13 protein-coding genes are annotated in these 14,184 nt (G+C 65.0%); 4 read left to right on the top strand and 9 right to left on the bottom strand.

All coding sequences use genetic code 11. The features are described 5' to 3' along the window. Positions 1-237: 237 nt before the first annotated feature. Positions 238-1,323: a tartrate dehydrogenase gene (locus ACN8ZM_RS30745; RefSeq protein WP_420211673.1), complete on the bottom strand. Its 1,086-nt coding sequence runs from the start codon at positions 1,321-1,323 to the stop codon at positions 238-240. Between the two features lie 127 nt (positions 1,324-1,450). Between ACN8ZM_RS30745 and ACN8ZM_RS30740 the strand changes: the two genes are divergently transcribed. Beyond that, positions 1,451-2,374: a LysR substrate-binding domain-containing protein gene (locus tag ACN8ZM_RS30740; RefSeq protein ID WP_301768336.1), complete on the top strand. Its 924-nt coding sequence runs from the start codon at positions 1,451-1,453 to the stop codon at positions 2,372-2,374. Positions 2,375-2,534: 160 nt separating this feature from the next. Here ACN8ZM_RS30740 and argC read toward each other — a convergent pair whose 3' ends face one another. Continuing rightward, positions 2,535-3,482, bottom strand: coding sequence for an N-acetyl-gamma-glutamyl-phosphate reductase (gene argC, locus ACN8ZM_RS30735; protein WP_420211672.1), 948 nt, complete (start codon positions 3,480-3,482; stop codon positions 2,535-2,537). Positions 3,483-3,603: 121 nt separating this feature from the next. Between argC and ACN8ZM_RS30730 the strand changes: the two genes are divergently transcribed. Further along, positions 3,604-4,488 (top strand): LysR family transcriptional regulator, encoded by an 885-nt coding sequence (locus ACN8ZM_RS30730; RefSeq protein WP_043186217.1) that lies wholly within the window; start codon positions 3,604-3,606, stop codon positions 4,486-4,488. Between the two features lie 70 nt (positions 4,489-4,558). On the opposite strand, the gene ACN8ZM_RS30725 is transcribed toward ACN8ZM_RS30730, so the two are convergent. From ACN8ZM_RS30725 to ACN8ZM_RS30710, 4 genes are all read right to left on the bottom strand, one after another. Further along, complete coding sequence (locus tag ACN8ZM_RS30725; RefSeq protein WP_043186497.1) at positions 4,559-5,023, bottom strand: hypothetical protein; 465 nt, start codon at positions 5,021-5,023, stop codon at positions 4,559-4,561. Positions 5,024-5,083: 60 nt separating this feature from the next. Next, a complete protein-coding gene (locus ACN8ZM_RS30720) occupies positions 5,084-6,301 on the bottom strand; it encodes a patatin-like phospholipase family protein (RefSeq protein WP_043186213.1) in 1,218 nt (405 codons plus the stop codon). Positions 6,302-6,430: 129 nt separating this feature from the next. Then, positions 6,431-7,216: a 3-hydroxybutyrate dehydrogenase gene (locus tag ACN8ZM_RS30715; RefSeq protein ID WP_205821121.1), complete on the bottom strand. Its 786-nt coding sequence runs from the start codon at positions 7,214-7,216 to the stop codon at positions 6,431-6,433. A 52-nt stretch (positions 7,217-7,268) separates the two neighbouring features. Next, positions 7,269-8,009, bottom strand: a complete 741-nt coding sequence (locus tag ACN8ZM_RS30710; protein WP_043186208.1) for an acetoacetate decarboxylase — start codon at positions 8,007-8,009, stop codon at positions 7,269-7,271. A 443-nt stretch (positions 8,010-8,452) separates the two neighbouring features. Between ACN8ZM_RS30710 and ACN8ZM_RS30705 the strand changes: the two genes are divergently transcribed. Then, the gene (locus ACN8ZM_RS30705) at positions 8,453-9,034 is read left to right on the top strand and encodes an undecaprenyl-diphosphatase (protein ID WP_089451530.1); all 582 of its coding nucleotides are present in this window, start codon (positions 8,453-8,455) and stop codon (positions 9,032-9,034) included. 26 nt (positions 9,035-9,060) lie between these two features. Here the strand turns inward: ACN8ZM_RS30705 and ACN8ZM_RS30700 are convergent, their stop codons facing one another. The 3 genes from ACN8ZM_RS30700 to ACN8ZM_RS30690 all read right to left on the bottom strand — a co-directional run bounded on the left by ACN8ZM_RS30700 (position 9,061) and on the right by ACN8ZM_RS30690 (position 11,032). Next, positions 9,061-9,285 carry a hypothetical protein gene (locus ACN8ZM_RS30700; RefSeq protein WP_420211671.1) on the bottom strand — a complete coding sequence of 75 codons (225 nt, stop codon included), beginning with the start codon at positions 9,283-9,285 and terminating at the stop codon, positions 9,061-9,063. Positions 9,286-9,461: 176 nt separating this feature from the next. After that, on the bottom strand, positions 9,462-10,283 hold the full coding sequence (locus ACN8ZM_RS30695) for a siderophore-interacting protein (protein WP_420211670.1): 822 nt from the start codon (positions 10,281-10,283) through the stop codon (positions 9,462-9,464). A gap of 38 nt (positions 10,284-10,321) precedes the next feature. Continuing rightward, positions 10,322-11,032: a PadR family transcriptional regulator gene (locus ACN8ZM_RS30690; RefSeq protein WP_420211669.1), complete on the bottom strand. Its 711-nt coding sequence runs from the start codon at positions 11,030-11,032 to the stop codon at positions 10,322-10,324. Between the two features lie 359 nt (positions 11,033-11,391). Between ACN8ZM_RS30690 and ACN8ZM_RS30685 the strand changes: the two genes are divergently transcribed. Continuing rightward, complete coding sequence (locus ACN8ZM_RS30685) at positions 11,392-14,175, top strand: type VI secretion system Vgr family protein (RefSeq protein ID WP_420211668.1); 2,784 nt, start codon at positions 11,392-11,394, stop codon at positions 14,173-14,175. Positions 14,176-14,184 lie beyond the last annotated feature (9 nt).

Below are 14,184 nucleotides of genomic sequence, written 5' to 3'. Positions count from 1 at the left end.
GTCGGGAGTGATTTGGCGATCGGTGTGTACGCGCATGACGTGCAACTCACCGATCGCGTTCGTGCCGGCAACGGACAGTGCGAACCGTGCGCATTGCGGCGTGACGTTGCTCACCGCTCGACTTCATCGCGCACGAATCGGAATCCCTACGAGTGCGCAAACGCATTGCGCGTTGCTCACCGCACGCCGACTCGTGCAGTCGCCGCCCGGCGCGTGCGATCACGCCGGGCGTGATCGTCAGCCCGCGATCCGCGCGGCGATCGCTTCGCCCACTTCCTGCGTTCCCGCGTTGCCGCCGAGATCGCGCGTATGCGGCCCCGTGCGCAACACGTCCTCGATTGCGGCGACGATCGCATCGTGCGCTTCGCGTTCGCGGCCCGCGCCGTTGCCGAGGAAGTCGAGCATCAAGGCCGCCGACCAGATCATCGCGACCGGGTTCGCGATGAACTGCCCCGCGATGTCGGGCGCGGAGCCGTGCACGGGTTCGAACAGCGACGGAAATGTGCGGTCGGGGTTCAGGTTCGCCGACGGCGCGATACCGATCGTGCCCGTACACGCCGGCCCGAGGTCCGACAGGATGTCGCCGAACAGGTTCGACGCAACGACGACGTCGAAGCGGTCCGGCTGCAGCACGAAGCGTGCACACAGGATGTCGATGTGCTGCTTGTCGACGGCGATGTCGGGATAGCGTTCCGCCATCTCGGCCGTGCGCGCGTCCCACCACGGCATGCTGATCGCGATGCCGTTGCTCTTCGTCGCGACGGTGAGGCGCTTCGCGCGCCGCTGCGCAAGTTCGAACGCGAATTTCAGCACGCGCTCGGTGCCGTGACGCGTGAAGATCGACTGCTGCATCACGATCTCGCGATCGGTGCCTTCGAACATCGTGCCGCCGACCGACGAATACTCGCCCTCGGTGTTCTCGCGCACGATCATGAAGTCGATGTCGCCCGCGCGGCGGCCGGCGAGCGGCGACGGCACGCCGTCGAACAGGCGCGCGGGCCGCAGGTTGATGTACTGGTCGAACTCGCGGCGAAATTTCAGCAGCGAGCCCCACAGCGAAATGTGATCGGGCACGGTTGCGGGCCAGCCGACTGCGCCGAACAGGATCGCGTCCATGCCCGACAACTGTGCCTTCCAGTTGTCCGGCATCATCTTGCCGTGCTGCGCGTAGTAGTCGCAGCTCGCCCAGTCGATCTCGACGAAGTCGAAGCGCACGCCGAAGCGTGCGGTCACGGCATCGAGCGCGCGCAGGCCCTCGGGCATCACTTCACGGCCGATGCCGTCCCCGGGAATGACGGCGATCCGGTAAGTCCTGTCGTTCATGCGAGTGCTCCTCCTTCATCGTGGGTCGGGCCGCTGCCGGCGTGACGCGCAGCGGATCATGGCGCCATTCTATTTATTTCCATCCGGATTAAAATCGCGCGAAAGGTTAATCGACTTTCCACGAATCGTGAATAAATCGCCGAATCTCGACGACCTGCGCGTGTTCAGCCTGGTCGTCCGCCTGACCAGCTTCAGTGCGGCCGCCGAGCAGCTCGCGGTGTCGCCCGCCTATGTCAGCAAGCGCATCGCGTTGCTCGAGGCGCAGTTGGGCACGCGCCTGCTGCATCGCTCGACGCGCCGCGTGACGGTCACGGAAGCCGGAGAACGCGTGTACGCGCGCGCCGAGAAGATTCTCGACGACGTCGATCATCTGGTCGAGGACGTGTCGACCACGCGCACGGTGCCGCGCGGCACGCTGCGCATCTCGAGCAGCTTCGGCTTCGGCCGGCATATCGTCGCGCCGGCGCTGCTCGACTTCACTGTGCGCTATCCGCAGTTGAACGTGCGGCTCGATCTGTTCGACCGGCTCGTCGATGTCGCGGGCGAAGGCTACGACCTCGACGTGCGCATCGGCGACGAGATCGCCGATCACCTGATCGCGCGCCGCCTCGCCGCGAACTACCGCGTGCTGTGTGCGTCGCCCGACTATCTCGCACGGCGCGGGTCACCGCGCTCGCTCGCGGATCTCGCGTCGCACGACTGTCTTGCCATCAAGGAGCGCGATCACCCGTTCGGCGTGTGGCGGCTGAACGTGCGCGGCGAAACCGCAACGGTGAAGGTCGGCGGGACGCTGTCGACGAACCATGGCGAGGTGGCCGTGCAATGGGCGCTGGCCGGGCGCGGCATCGTGTTGCGCTCGATCTGGGAAGCCGGGCCGCTGATCGAACGCGGTGCGCTGTGTCGTGTGCTGCCGGACGCAATCCAGCCCGCGAACATCTGGGCCGTGTATCCGGAACGCGTCGCGGCATCGGCGAAAGTGCGCGTCTGCGTGGATTTTCTGGCGGAGACGCTGGCCGGCTTGAATGCCGCAGCGGGTGACGAGAGCGCCTGAAATCGGCGAAAGGTGAGCTTTTACGGGGGGATGTGCCGAACATCGGCAGGCACCCGTTTCCGGCTCGCAATCGTGTCGCGAGCCGGTGGCGTGCAGCAGGCACCGACGCATCGGCGGCCGTGATGTGCCGGGCCGGCCGACGATGGTGCCCGCACGCGGCTTACGCCGCTTTCGCCGCCCCCACCGCGCCAAGCATCAGGTCGAGATTCTGCACGGCCGCGCCGGATGCCCCTTTGCCGAGATTGTCGAACACGGCGGACAGCAGCACCTGGCCGTGTTCGGCATTGACGAACACGCCGAGCCGCAGGTCGTTGGTGCCGTTCAGCGCTTGCGGATCGAGATGCGTGAGCGCTTGCGTTTCCGCGAGCGGCATGACGTCGACATGACGCGCACCGGCGTAATGGTGCGTGAGACACGCATGCAACTGCTCACCGGTCACGCCGGCCGGGAGCAGGCGCAACTCGACCGGTATGGTGAGCACGATGCCTTGCCGATAGGCACCGTACGCCGGCACGAACAACGGGCGGTGCGCCAGACCGGCATGCAGCTGGATCTCGGGCGCATGCTTGTGCGCGAGTGCGAGGCCGTAGACCTGTAGCGGCTTCGCGTGCGAAGCGTCTGCCGATTCGAAGGCGTCGACGGCCGCCCGCCCGCCGCCCGAGTAGCCGGAGACGGCGTGGATGCTCACCGGATAGTCGCGCGGCAGCAGGCCGGCCTGTTGCAGCGGCCGCAGCAAGGCGATCGCGCCGGTCGGGTAGCAGCCCGGATTGGTGACGCGCCGCGCGTGTGCAATCGTCTGCGCATGCCCGTCGGCCATCTCGGGAAAGCCGTAGACCCAATCCGGCTGCGTGCGATGGGCCGAACTCGCGTCGATCACGCGCACCGCCGGATTGCGGATGAAGCCGACCGCTTCGCGCGCGGCCGCGTCGGGCAGGCACAGGATCGCGATGTCGGCTGCGTTGATCGCTTCGGCGCGCCGCACGGGATCCTTGCGCTCGGCATCCGGCAGCGTGACGAGCCGCAAGTCGGTGCGCCCGCGCAGGCGCTCGTGGATCAGCAATCCGGTCGTGCCTTGATCGCCGTCGATGTAGACAGTCGGGTCGCTCATGATGGTCGCACTCCTTGCGTTCGGTCGGCAGTAAAACCGTATCGTCCATCGAACGCCTAGAATAGGAAAAGTTGAATTTACTGACTGCCAGATTCAGCTTTTCTGAACGAAAGGGGGAAGGATGCGGGAGATCAGCCTCGACCGTCTGCGTACGCTGGTCGCCATCGCGGACCAAGGGTCCTTCGTCGCCGCGGCGCAGGTGCTTCATCTCGCGCCGCCGACCGTCAGTCTTCATGTTGCCGAACTGGAAAGCCGCGTCGGCGCGCCGTTGCTGTCCCGCACGCGCGGAAACGTGCGGCCGTCGGTCATCGGTGAGGTGCTGGTGGAGCGCGCGCGCCGCCTGCTGGCCGAGGTCGAAGCGACGCTGGACGATGTGCAGCGGCAGGTGCAGGGGCTGACCGGACGCGTGCGTCTCGGCGCATCGACCGGGGCGATCGCGCACCTGTTGCCGCAGGCGGTAGCCCGGTTGCGCGAGCAGCATCCGGACATCGATGTCCAGATCGCGGTGCTCACGTCGCACGATACGCTGGCGCGCATTGCGCAGGGCACGCTCGATGTCGGGTTGGTGGCGCTGCCGCAGACGGCGGTCGCGGGGCTGTCGATCCGTGCGTGGCGGCGCGATCCGGTGATGGCTTTTCTGCCGGCGGACTGGCCGCTTCCGGCGCGCGTGACGCCCGGCTATCTGGCCGCCCGCCCGCTGATTCTCAACGACGCGACCACGCGCCTGTCACGGCTCACGACGGAATGGTTCGCACTCGGCGGCCATCGGCCCGAGCCGCGGATCGAACTCAACTACAACGATGCGATCAAGAGCCTGGTCGCCGCGGGTTACGGCGCGACGCTGCTGCCGCACGAGGCCGGCGCTCCGCTACCCGATGCACGCATCGTCATGCGGCCGTTGCGTCCGGCGTTGTGGCGGGAACTGGGGATTGCCCATCGGGCGGGACCGGTCGAGCGTGCGACGCAGCACGTGCTCGATGCGTTGTGGGCGCTGAAGGCGCGATAGCGCGTGGAATGCGGGACAGCCGGCGCGGCGGGTCGTGCTGGGCGCACCGGCGCACGCGCCGCGCACCGTATCAAAGCCGGTTGTCCTTCGCGAGCGTCAGCACGCGCGCCCAGCGTTGCGCATCGCGCTTGTCCATCATCGGCAGTTTCCATTCGCTGCGCACGGCATCGCGCACGTGCACGACGAGATGCCAGCGGCCGCCGATCGGCGCGGCCTGGCAGCCGTCGAGCTGCGACAGCGTATAGCGGCCGTCCGCGCCGTCGTGCGACAGCCACAGCAGCCCTTGCGTCGCAGATACGCGCAGCTCGCCCCACGCGCGATGCACGACATGGGTCCAGCCTTCTTCCTTCGTGTTCGGAGCGATGTCGCGGCGGCGCTTGATCCACCAGGCGATCAGTGCGATCAGGATTGCGGCGGCGAGCACGGCGGCCGCGATCGCGACCGGCTGGCCGAATTGCGCGGCGATGACGTGAAACAGGTGAACCGCGCCCCATCCGGCAGCGATGAGCGCGAAGAGTGCGATAAAAATCGGCATGTCGAATCGGAGAAGAGGACGGACCGGCGCATGCATCGCGCCGATCCGTCGCGCACGGCATTACCGCTTGCGGTGAATGTCGTGCGTCACGAAGCCCGAGTCGTTGTTGGGCAGCGCGAGGCCGTCCTTGACTGCGAGCGTCTTGCGGATGTCGTCGAGACCCGCGGACCAGTGGTCGCGCATCGTCGACAGACCGAACTGATAGTCCTTGTAGTGATGCTCGTACGCCTTCTGCTGGTAGATCAGGTGCTGGATGTTGTACTTCTTGCTGCACGACATCGCATCGGCCTCGACACACCACGGATCGGCCTTGCGCTGCTCTTCCGGCACCTGGTCGAGTACGTGGCGCAGCACGTTGCGGTAGCGCTGTTCGCGCTGCAGCGTGTCGGTGACGAAACGCGTGCGGCTCGAATACTGCACGTCCTTCGTGCGTTCGGCGACATCGGCCATCGAGCGCGGCAGCGGCCCGCGCGCGCTCCACAGATCGACCTGGAACGCGAGCGTGTCGCGGCGCGGCCGAGCACGCAGCACTTCCATCAGCGGCGTGTTCGACACGACGCCGCCGTCCCAGTAGTACTCGCCTTCGATCTCGACCGGCGGGAACGCGGGCGGCAGCGCGCCGGACGCCATGAAGTGCTCGGGCGCGAGGCGGGTGCGCGTGTTGTCGAAGTACACGAAGTTGCCGGTGCCGACGTTGACCGCGCCGACCGACACGCGCGTCTCGCCCGAGTTGATCCGGTCGAAATCGCACAGCTTCAGCAGCGTCGCGCGCAGTTGCGACGTGTCGTACCAGCTGATCTTTTCCGGATGATCGGACACGCCCGGTACCGGTGGCGGAAAGCGCGGCACGAAGAAGCCCTGCTGGCCCTGCATCATCGCGCTCGCGGCCTGCGATGCGGTGAAGAACGTGCGGATCTGGTCGATGCTGTTGAACAGCGCGAATTCGAATGCGGCCGGAACCGTCGGGAAAAACGCCGGCTTGCAGATCGTTTCCCAGAACTCGCGCAGCCGCTCGACGCGATGCTCGGGCGCATTGCCCGCGATCAGCGCGGTGTTGAGCGCGCCGATCGAGATGCCCGCGATCCAGTCGAGCGGAACGCCCGCCTCGTGCAGCCCTTCGAACACGCCGGCCTGGTACGCGCCGAGCGCGCCGCCGCCTTGCAGGACGAGCGCGATCGTCTCGTACGGCAGCGTGCGCGCGGCGGCCGGTGCGCCGGCTTCGTGATGCAGGTCTGCCGCATCGACAGCCTGTTTTTCTGTTCGGGCGTGCGGTTTCATCAGTTCTCCGAGAAATCCCGCCATGGATGGCGGAAACGGATGACGTGACGTCGACGGACGGCACGCCATCGTGAGTAGTGAGAATAGGCGGTGATGCGGGAATCGCCTCCCTGTCGGGAGGCGGGGACGTTACTGCATGAACCAGCCGTGGCTGACGATGAACGACTGGCCCGTGAGCGCGGCGCTCGGGAAGGCCGACAGGAACAGCACCGTCTGCGCGACGTCCTGCACCGTCGTGAACACGCCATCGACCGTGTTGCCGAGCATCACCTTCTTGATCACTTCCTCTTCGCTGATGCCGAGCTCCTTCGCCTGCTCCGGAATCTGCTTGTCGACCAGCGGCGTGCGCACGAAGCCCGGACACACGACGTGCGAGCGCACGTTGTGCTTCGCACCTTCCTTCGCCAGCACGCGGGCCAGGCCGAGCAGGCCGTGCTTGGCCGTCACGTAGGCCGACTTCAGCGGCGACGCTTCGTGCGAGTGCACCGAACCCATGTAGATCACGACACCGCCGCGATCGTCCTTGTACATGTGCTTGAGCGCAGCCTTGGTCGTCAGGAACGCGCCGTCGACGTGGATCGCCTGCATCTTCTTCCAGTCGGAGAACGAGTAGTTCTCGATCGGGTTGACGATCTGGATGCCCGCGTTCGACACGAGGATGTCGATCGAGCCGAACGCTTCGGCTACCTTGTCGATCCCGCTGTTCACGGCTTCCTCGTTCGTCACGTCCATCGCGACGCCGATCGCCTTGCCACCTGCCTTGTTGATCTCGTCGGCGACCGCATTTGCGCCGTCCTGGTTCAGGTCGGCGATCGCGACCGCCGCGCCCGCCTTCGCGAGCTCGAGTGCGATTTCCTTGCCGATGCCGCTCGCGGCGCCCGTGACGACTGCGGTCTTGCCATTCAGGTTGCTCATGTTCGAATTCCCGTGGTGAAAGGATTGACAGGGAGAAAGGACTGCGGACGTGTTACTGAGCCAGGTAATCGTAGACGACTTCGCCAAGGCCCAGTGTCAAATCTGCGACCAGGTGGCGGGCTTCGACGATTTCGAGCACGGGCAGGTCGGCCACGGGCGCGAGCGCGTGCGGCGCCAGCTCGAGCGATGCGGGGCCCGTCCACGCGCCCTTCATCTTGATGTCCTGCATGTAATAGCGCACCAGTTCGCAGACGCGCGCGGTGCCGTCGACGTGCGGAATGATCTTCAGCAGGAAATTGGGACCGGCGAGACGCTTCGTCTGCTCGTCGATGTCGAGTTCCTTGTGCTTGTAGCCCATCGTGCCGGTGGCGACGCGCACCTTGCCGTAGTCGAGCGTGCCGAGGATGTGGTCGGTGTTGACGTGCAGCGTGGGCGACGCGAGCTTCTTCGGGAAGCCCCACAGTTCGCGGCCGCCGGCGATCGGCGGGTGATCGTCGAGATACATCGCGAGCGTGTAGCCGCCCGGCTGGCCGTTGTATTCGACGGGAATCACCTGGCCGCTTTCGGTGTAGTCGCCGAAGCCGGTCGAATCGGCCATGCGGATGAATTCGTAATGCACGAGCGGCTCGGTGATCTGCAGCGGCTCGGGGACGATTTCGCGGAGACGGTCCGGATCGGTGCGATACGTGATGATCAGGAACTCACGATCGACGAAACGGTATGGGCCCATCGGGAAGGCAGGGCTGGTCAACGGCATCGCAAACGCTTTCGATCGGACATCGCTGGGTTTCATGCGGACTCCTTGTTGTTGATCGCTTCGTGGATGAGTGCTCGTAAGCTCGTAATCCTATGCCTGTGCGTTGCCGTTGTGCGATGCCGCATTTGGAATTAATTGTTGCCGATTTCGAAGAATTCGCGACGTAAATATTGAGATGAATGATGCAAACGGCATGGATGGCACCCGGCGTCCCGATGTTCGCACGCGTCGATGACGCCGCGATGTGAAAAAGGTGAGTCTTTACGGGATGCCGGGTGAGCCTTTTCGGGAGACGGTCGCGCGGAAATGTGACAAATGTGTGAACTTGTGCTGCAGTGCAGGCTCTAAGTGCGTTCGCCGCAGCGGGCTTCATCGCGTGCGGCGTCCGTATTAAGCATTGCTTAAGCGGGTGCGCCTTAGCATCGTTCGTATCAGGCCGGGAAACCGGCCGATTTTTTACGCCCCACGCAACCGGATTCATGCAGACCCTCAATCTCACCCTCTTTTCCGCCATCAACGCCGGGGTTGCGCCGCAACCGGGCGTTGCCCGCCTCGCCATCTTCGCCGCCGACTGGCTCGTCTATGCGTTGCCCGCGATGCTGCTGCTGACCTGGATCTTCGGTGCGCGCCCGACGCGGCGCCAGGCGATCGAAGCCGGTGTCGGCGTGTGCGTGGCGCTCGCGCTTGCGCAGGTCATCGGGCATTTCTGGTTCTCGCCGCGCCCGTTCATGGCCGGCGTCGGCACGCAACTGATTCCGCACGCGCCGGACAGCTCGTTTCCGAGCGATCACATGACGTTCGCGTGGAGCATGGCGGCCGGGCTGATGCTGGGCGGCACGACCCGGCTCACCGGGTTCGTGATGGCCGCGATGGCCGCGGCGATTGCATGGGGGCGTATCTATGCGGGCGTGCACTGGCCGTTCGACATGGCCGGCGGCGTGCTGGTCGGCACGGCCGGCGCGCTGGCCGCGCACCTGTACGGGCAACGCGTGACCGCGCTGCTCGAACGGCTCGGCGATTCGGTGCATGCAGTCGTGATGGGCCGCCGGCACGCGCCGTAAGCGGCAGGCGATCGGGCAGGACGCCGTCAGCCGGGTGTCTTGGCCGATTCGGCCGATGCGGACGGGCCGCCGCCCGCATCGTGCAGTTCCGGCGTATCGGCCGGGTGTTGCGCGGAGTCGCGGTCCAGCGCGCTTTCCTTCAGGATCGCGCACATCGCGACGAACAGCGCGAGTACCACCGCGGCAAGGCCGCAATAGCCGGCGATCTTCAGGTTGCGAAGGAACGGCGAAGCGTGGCTATCTTTTGTCATGACCGGGCGCTCCTGGGCGGGCTGCGGCGGCTGTCGCCCGACAGCGGCGTCGCACACACAGATATATACCAGCCACGATAGCGGTGCCAAGCCCGCTGGTGCGCCGACGCGACGATTGTGACATCGGCCGTTCGATTTCAACCGGGTACCCCTTTGTCGGGTACCCGGATCCCTCCTCAGTCTTCCAGCGTTTCGTGCACGGCCGCCGCGCCGCGCTTCCAGTACGCCGCCGCACGGATGCGCGACTTGTCGACGCCGCGCTCGCCGGTCAGGTGCTGGCGTACCGCGCGCATCGACAGCGCTTCGCCGGCCGCCCAGACGTAGCCGTCGCCGGACGGCGGCAGCGGCAGGTCGCGCACGGCATTCAGCAGCGCGTCGCCGTCCGCCGCGTCGGCTTCGGCGCGAAAGCGCCAGATTTCATGCACGTCGGCGCGCGTGTCGAACGCGATCTGCGCGGTGCGATCCGCGACTTCCATCACGACGGCCACGCGCGCACCGGCCGGCAATTCCTCGAGACGCCGTGCGACCGCCGGCAGCGCCGTATCGTCGCCGATCAGCAGGTGCCAGTCGAAACCGGTCGGGATGACGAACGAACCGCGCGGGCCGCCGATGCCGAGCCATTGGCCGACGCGTGCCTGCGCGGCCCACTGCGACGCGGGGCCCGGATGGTTCAGCACGAATTCCAGATCGAGTTCGCAGGTGGCGCGGTCGAAGCGGCGCGGCGTGAAGTCGCGCGCGACCGGCTTCGGTTCGCCTTCCGGAAACTCGGGACCGTTCTCGCCGAGCGTCGGCAGCACGGGCCGTTCAGCACCGGGCGGCGGGAAAAATACTTTCACGTGATCGTCGAACGACGCGGATTCGAAATCCGCGAGATCGGGGCCGCCGAGCGTGACGCGCAGCAGGTGCGGCGTCACGGTGTGCACGCGCAGGACCTGCAGCGAGCGGAACTTGAGGGTGTGGCGCACGCGGGTCACGGTGCGGTCGGATGTGTTCTGCATCAATCCGTTCTCCTTAGGTTTTGACGGGGCGGCGCGGCTTACGCGCCGGTGCCGCCTTCGATTTCGGCCGTCGCGCGGCGCATGATGGCCGCGATGCGCCGCTGTTCGGTGGCGTCGGCGGCGCTCTTGTGCAGCAGCGCGCGCTTGAGGGCGAGGCGCGCCTCGACGAACTCCGGCAGCCAGCCTGCTTGCGCTTCGTCCTGCGCTTCATTGCCCGCCGATTCCCCGGCGAACGCGCGGCGCATGAACTCCATCTTGCGTGCGAGGTGCGTGAGGCGCGCGAACAGCGTGTCGACCCGTTCGCGCTGGGCGTCGAGATGCGCGCGGCCGGCGTCGGTCAGCGCGTAGCGCTTGCGGTTGCCTTCCGCCTGCGACGCGACGAAGCCGACTTCTTCGAGATACGTGAGCGCCGGGTACACCATGCCGGGGCTCGGGCTGTAGAAACCGTTCGAACGCGTGTCGAGCGCCTTGATCAGCTCGTAGCCGTGGCTCGGTTGCTCGGCGACCAGCGCGAGCAACAGCAGTTGGAGATCGTCGGAGCTGAACTGGCGGCCGCGCGGCATGCCGTCGTCGCCGAAATCGCCAAAGCCGCCGCGCCCGCCACGGCCGCCGAACGGGCCGCCACCGAACGAATCGTGGCCGCGACGGTGGCGGCCGATCGCGGACCAGAGACCGGCGAACCAGTCAGGGCCGGCATGCGCACCATGACCGTCGCATCGGGCATGGCCGCGGGAAGGGTTGTGTCGCATGATCGTGTCCTATATGTCGTAAAACATATCTAAAGATATATATCGAAAGATAGATCGTCAAGGGGATTTATTGGGGTTGGATGGACGGCAGGAGCGCGCGATCAGGAACCGATGCCGGTTTCGCGCGGGGCAGACCCGTAGGGTTTTCAAGAGACAGCAGACGTTCGGGGCTTACTCCGTAACGGCCCGATGGCGCGGCTGAGGGTTAGTGTCCTTCGTCGAATAACGTGAAAAATTGCTAATCGGCCTGGATCGTTTTTTATTTCTTTGTGACATTTTGATAAACTCGCGCGCAGTCGCCGGCTATATAGAACAGCAACATCCGTCGGCTTATAACGAATTAAAACTGAGAGGCCGTCGTGAATATCCGAGAGTCGTTTCGCAATTTCGTATCGGGAATCGATGCGAATCGGCGGCCCGTCGTACTGAACTGGGGCAAGGCACAGCGAGCGCTGGAGTCGAAAATCGCGCTGCAGCATGCGAGCATCCACGAAAGCATGATGACCGGCATCAACGGTTATCTGACCTGCATTTCGCAACAGGGCGATCTGCCGCCGAAGCTTTTCATTGGCGCGCCGGTTTCACTCGGTATCGTCACGGATCGCGGCCAAGTGCATGTCATCAATGCAATTGTCAGCGCGGTACAGATCGGTCGGACCGACGGGGAACTGACCGTTTACCAGTTCACTGTCACCGACGCGGTGAACCTGCTGCAACAGCGCACCAATTCCCGCATCTTCCGTAACGTGAGCGTTGTCGATGTACTTGGGGTCGTCCTGAGCGAATGGCGACAGCGTAGCGTGGCCCTCGCGCAGGCGTTTGAGTTCGACCTGACCCAACTGGACAGATCCCGCTATCCAAGTCGATCCTTCGTACGCCAGGTTAACGAATCCGACGCTCACTTCATCTCCCGGATCGCACGTCGCGACGGCATCACGATGTTCGTGCGCGCTGGACGGGCAAGCGGCGAGACGAAGGACGGCGATCCTCCCGTGCATACCTTGGTGTTCTGCGATGACCCGCAAAAACTGAGCGAGTCCACCGCGGGTACGGTGCGCGTCCATCCGCGAGATGCAGGAACGGAACAGCGCGACACCATCACTGCTCTGACGATGCGCCAGCAGTTGATATCGGGAGAATCGACTCGCCCTTCGTGGGACTACCGCTATGCCCGTATGGACCAATCGAGCGCTTCGACGAAGATCGATCAAGGCGAATCGGGTAACGATCTCGCGAAATTGCTGACGGACGTCTTGATCGACGTCCCGCATATGGCGGATTCGTGGGCAGACCACGAGCGGATGACAGAGGACCGCATTCTGGCTCACGAAGCGCAGGCGGTTCGATACGACGGCGTAAGCGGCATTCGCGACCTTGCAGTGGGATCATGGATCACGATCGCCGGCGATGACGAGTGGGGCACGTTCCCTTCCGACAAGCGGCAATTCGTGATTACATCGCTGCACCACGAGGTCTGGAACAATCTGCCTAAAGAGTTGACCGAGCGCGCGCAGACGCTGTTTGCCGCTAGCCATACGCTTCAACGGCCCCGAACGATGATCGGTGGTGACCCGTCCGGACAGGACACGCGCTACGAGAATGCGTTTTCGTGCGTGCCGCGCGGCACGCCGCTCACACCGCTCTACGATCCGAAGACCGATCTTCCGCCGACGCCGCTGATTACCGGGCGCGTGGTCGGGGCCGACGGAGAGGAAGTGAGTTGCGATGAGAACGGCTGCGTGTTCGTGCAGATTCTCGGCCAGGATTCCAGCGATCACGCGCATGCGCAGGGTGCTGGAACGAACGGCAACGAGAGTGACAGCGCACCGATCCGCGTGGCATCGAGTCTGGCCGGGCCGAATTTCGGCGAGACGTTCCTGCCTCGAGTGGGCACTGAAGTCCTGCTTGGGAGTCTCGGCGGGGATCCCGACCGGCTCGTCATCATCGGGGTGCTGGCAAATGGCGCGAACTTGCCGGCGAGTTTCACTCATACGGGCAGTCTGCCTGGCAATCGCTATCTCTCCGGTATCAAGACGAAGGAAGTCAAGGGGCGGCGCTACAACCAGCTTCGTCTTGACGACACGCCACAGCAAATCAGCGCGCAACTTGCGTCTGAGCATGCACATAGTCAGTTGAATCTAGGCTATTTGACGCAGCCACGCGACAACGGACAAGGCAAAGACCGTGGCGAAGGCGCCGAATTGCGCACGGACGCGGCAGCGGCGTTACGCGCGGCGCAGGGGATGCTGCTGACCACTTATGCGCGTACGCAGGCGAGCGGCGGACAACTTGATCGCGAGGAACTTGTCCAGTTGCTCGGCGAGTGCGCAGAGCTATTCAAGGCGTTAGGCGATTATGCCGGACAGCACGGCGGCACTGCGACCGATGCCGCTGGGCAGCAAGCCGTTGTCAGCGCTTTCAAGGGATGGGCGCCGGGGGACGGTCGTCCAGGGGACGCTAACGCATCGGATGCTGGCGCTGGAGACTCCCACGCACTGATGGCATTCGGCGCAAAGGCGGGTTCGGTCAATATCACGCCAAAGACTCACGTCATGTATGCCGGCGAGAATATTGACCAGATTGCCCAGCAGAACCTCCAATGCGTGAGTGGCCAGCGCATGATCGCGACGGCCGGCCAAGGCATGCATCTGTTCGGCCGCGGCGAAGGTGTACGTGCGGTTGCCGGCGAAGGCCCGGTAATCCTGCAGGCGCAACAGGACACGCTTTCGGCGACTGCCCAGAAGGGGGTGCGGATCATGTCCGTCGGGGACGAGGTTTTGATCTCGGGCAAGTCGATCCGACTCGTCGCGGAAGACGGCAGCTACGTGAAAGTCGGCGGCGGCGTCGAGGTCGGTTCCGACGGTGCGTTCACCGCGCACACGGCGGGACATGATTTCGTCGGCCCGAACACGGACCACGTTGCGCCACCGGCCTTCAATCGCGGCGGTGCCGATCAGAAGTTCCGCTTGCGGTATCCCGGCACCGATGGTGACGACGGTACGCATCCCGTACCGAATCGCCCGTACAAGATCACGCTGCGCAATGGCCAGATCATCAACGGGGTCTCGGATGCACACGGGTTGACGGAGCTGGCATCGAGCGACGCGATGCACATTGCACACATTCAGGTTTTCGACGTTTAAGGCAGGCGA

It is taken from the genome of Burkholderia aenigmatica, from assembly GCF_048627025.1.
GTDB lineage: Bacteria > Pseudomonadota > Gammaproteobacteria > Burkholderiales > Burkholderiaceae > Burkholderia > Burkholderia aenigmatica.
Note: the sequence above shows the minus strand (reverse complement) of the source record. Positions and strands in the feature narration are given on the sequence as shown.

Excerpts from the sequence above, each read along its gene's own strand:
- argC (WP_420211672.1), bottom strand. The coding sequence starts at position 3,482 with ATGAGCGACCCGACTGTCTACATCGACGGCGATCAAGGCACGACCGGA.
- ACN8ZM_RS30745 (WP_420211673.1), bottom strand. The coding sequence starts at position 1,323 with ATGAACGACAGGACTTACCGGATCGCCGTCATTCCCGGGGACGGCATC.
- ACN8ZM_RS30710 (WP_043186208.1), bottom strand. The coding sequence starts at position 8,009 with ATGAAACCCAGCGATGTCCGATCGAAAGCGTTTGCGATGCCGTTGACC.
- ACN8ZM_RS30720 (WP_043186213.1), bottom strand. The coding sequence starts at position 6,301 with ATGAAACCGCACGCCCGAACAGAAAAACAGGCTGTCGATGCGGCAGAC.
- ACN8ZM_RS30700 (WP_420211671.1), bottom strand. The coding sequence starts at position 9,285 with ATGACAAAAGATAGCCACGCTTCGCCGTTCCTTCGCAACCTGAAGATC.
- ACN8ZM_RS30725 (WP_043186497.1), bottom strand. The coding sequence starts at position 5,023 with ATGCCGATTTTTATCGCACTCTTCGCGCTCATCGCTGCCGGATGGGGC.
- ACN8ZM_RS30695 (WP_420211670.1), bottom strand. The coding sequence starts at position 10,283 with ATGCAGAACACATCCGACCGCACCGTGACCCGCGTGCGCCACACCCTC.
- ACN8ZM_RS30730 (WP_043186217.1), top strand. The coding sequence starts at position 3,604 with ATGCGGGAGATCAGCCTCGACCGTCTGCGTACGCTGGTCGCCATCGCG.
- ACN8ZM_RS30715 (WP_205821121.1), bottom strand. The coding sequence starts at position 7,216 with ATGAGCAACCTGAATGGCAAGACCGCAGTCGTCACGGGCGCCGCGAGC.
- ACN8ZM_RS30705 (WP_089451530.1), top strand. The coding sequence starts at position 8,453 with ATGCAGACCCTCAATCTCACCCTCTTTTCCGCCATCAACGCCGGGGTT.
- ACN8ZM_RS30690 (WP_420211669.1), bottom strand. The coding sequence starts at position 11,032 with ATGCGACACAACCCTTCCCGCGGCCATGCCCGATGCGACGGTCATGGT.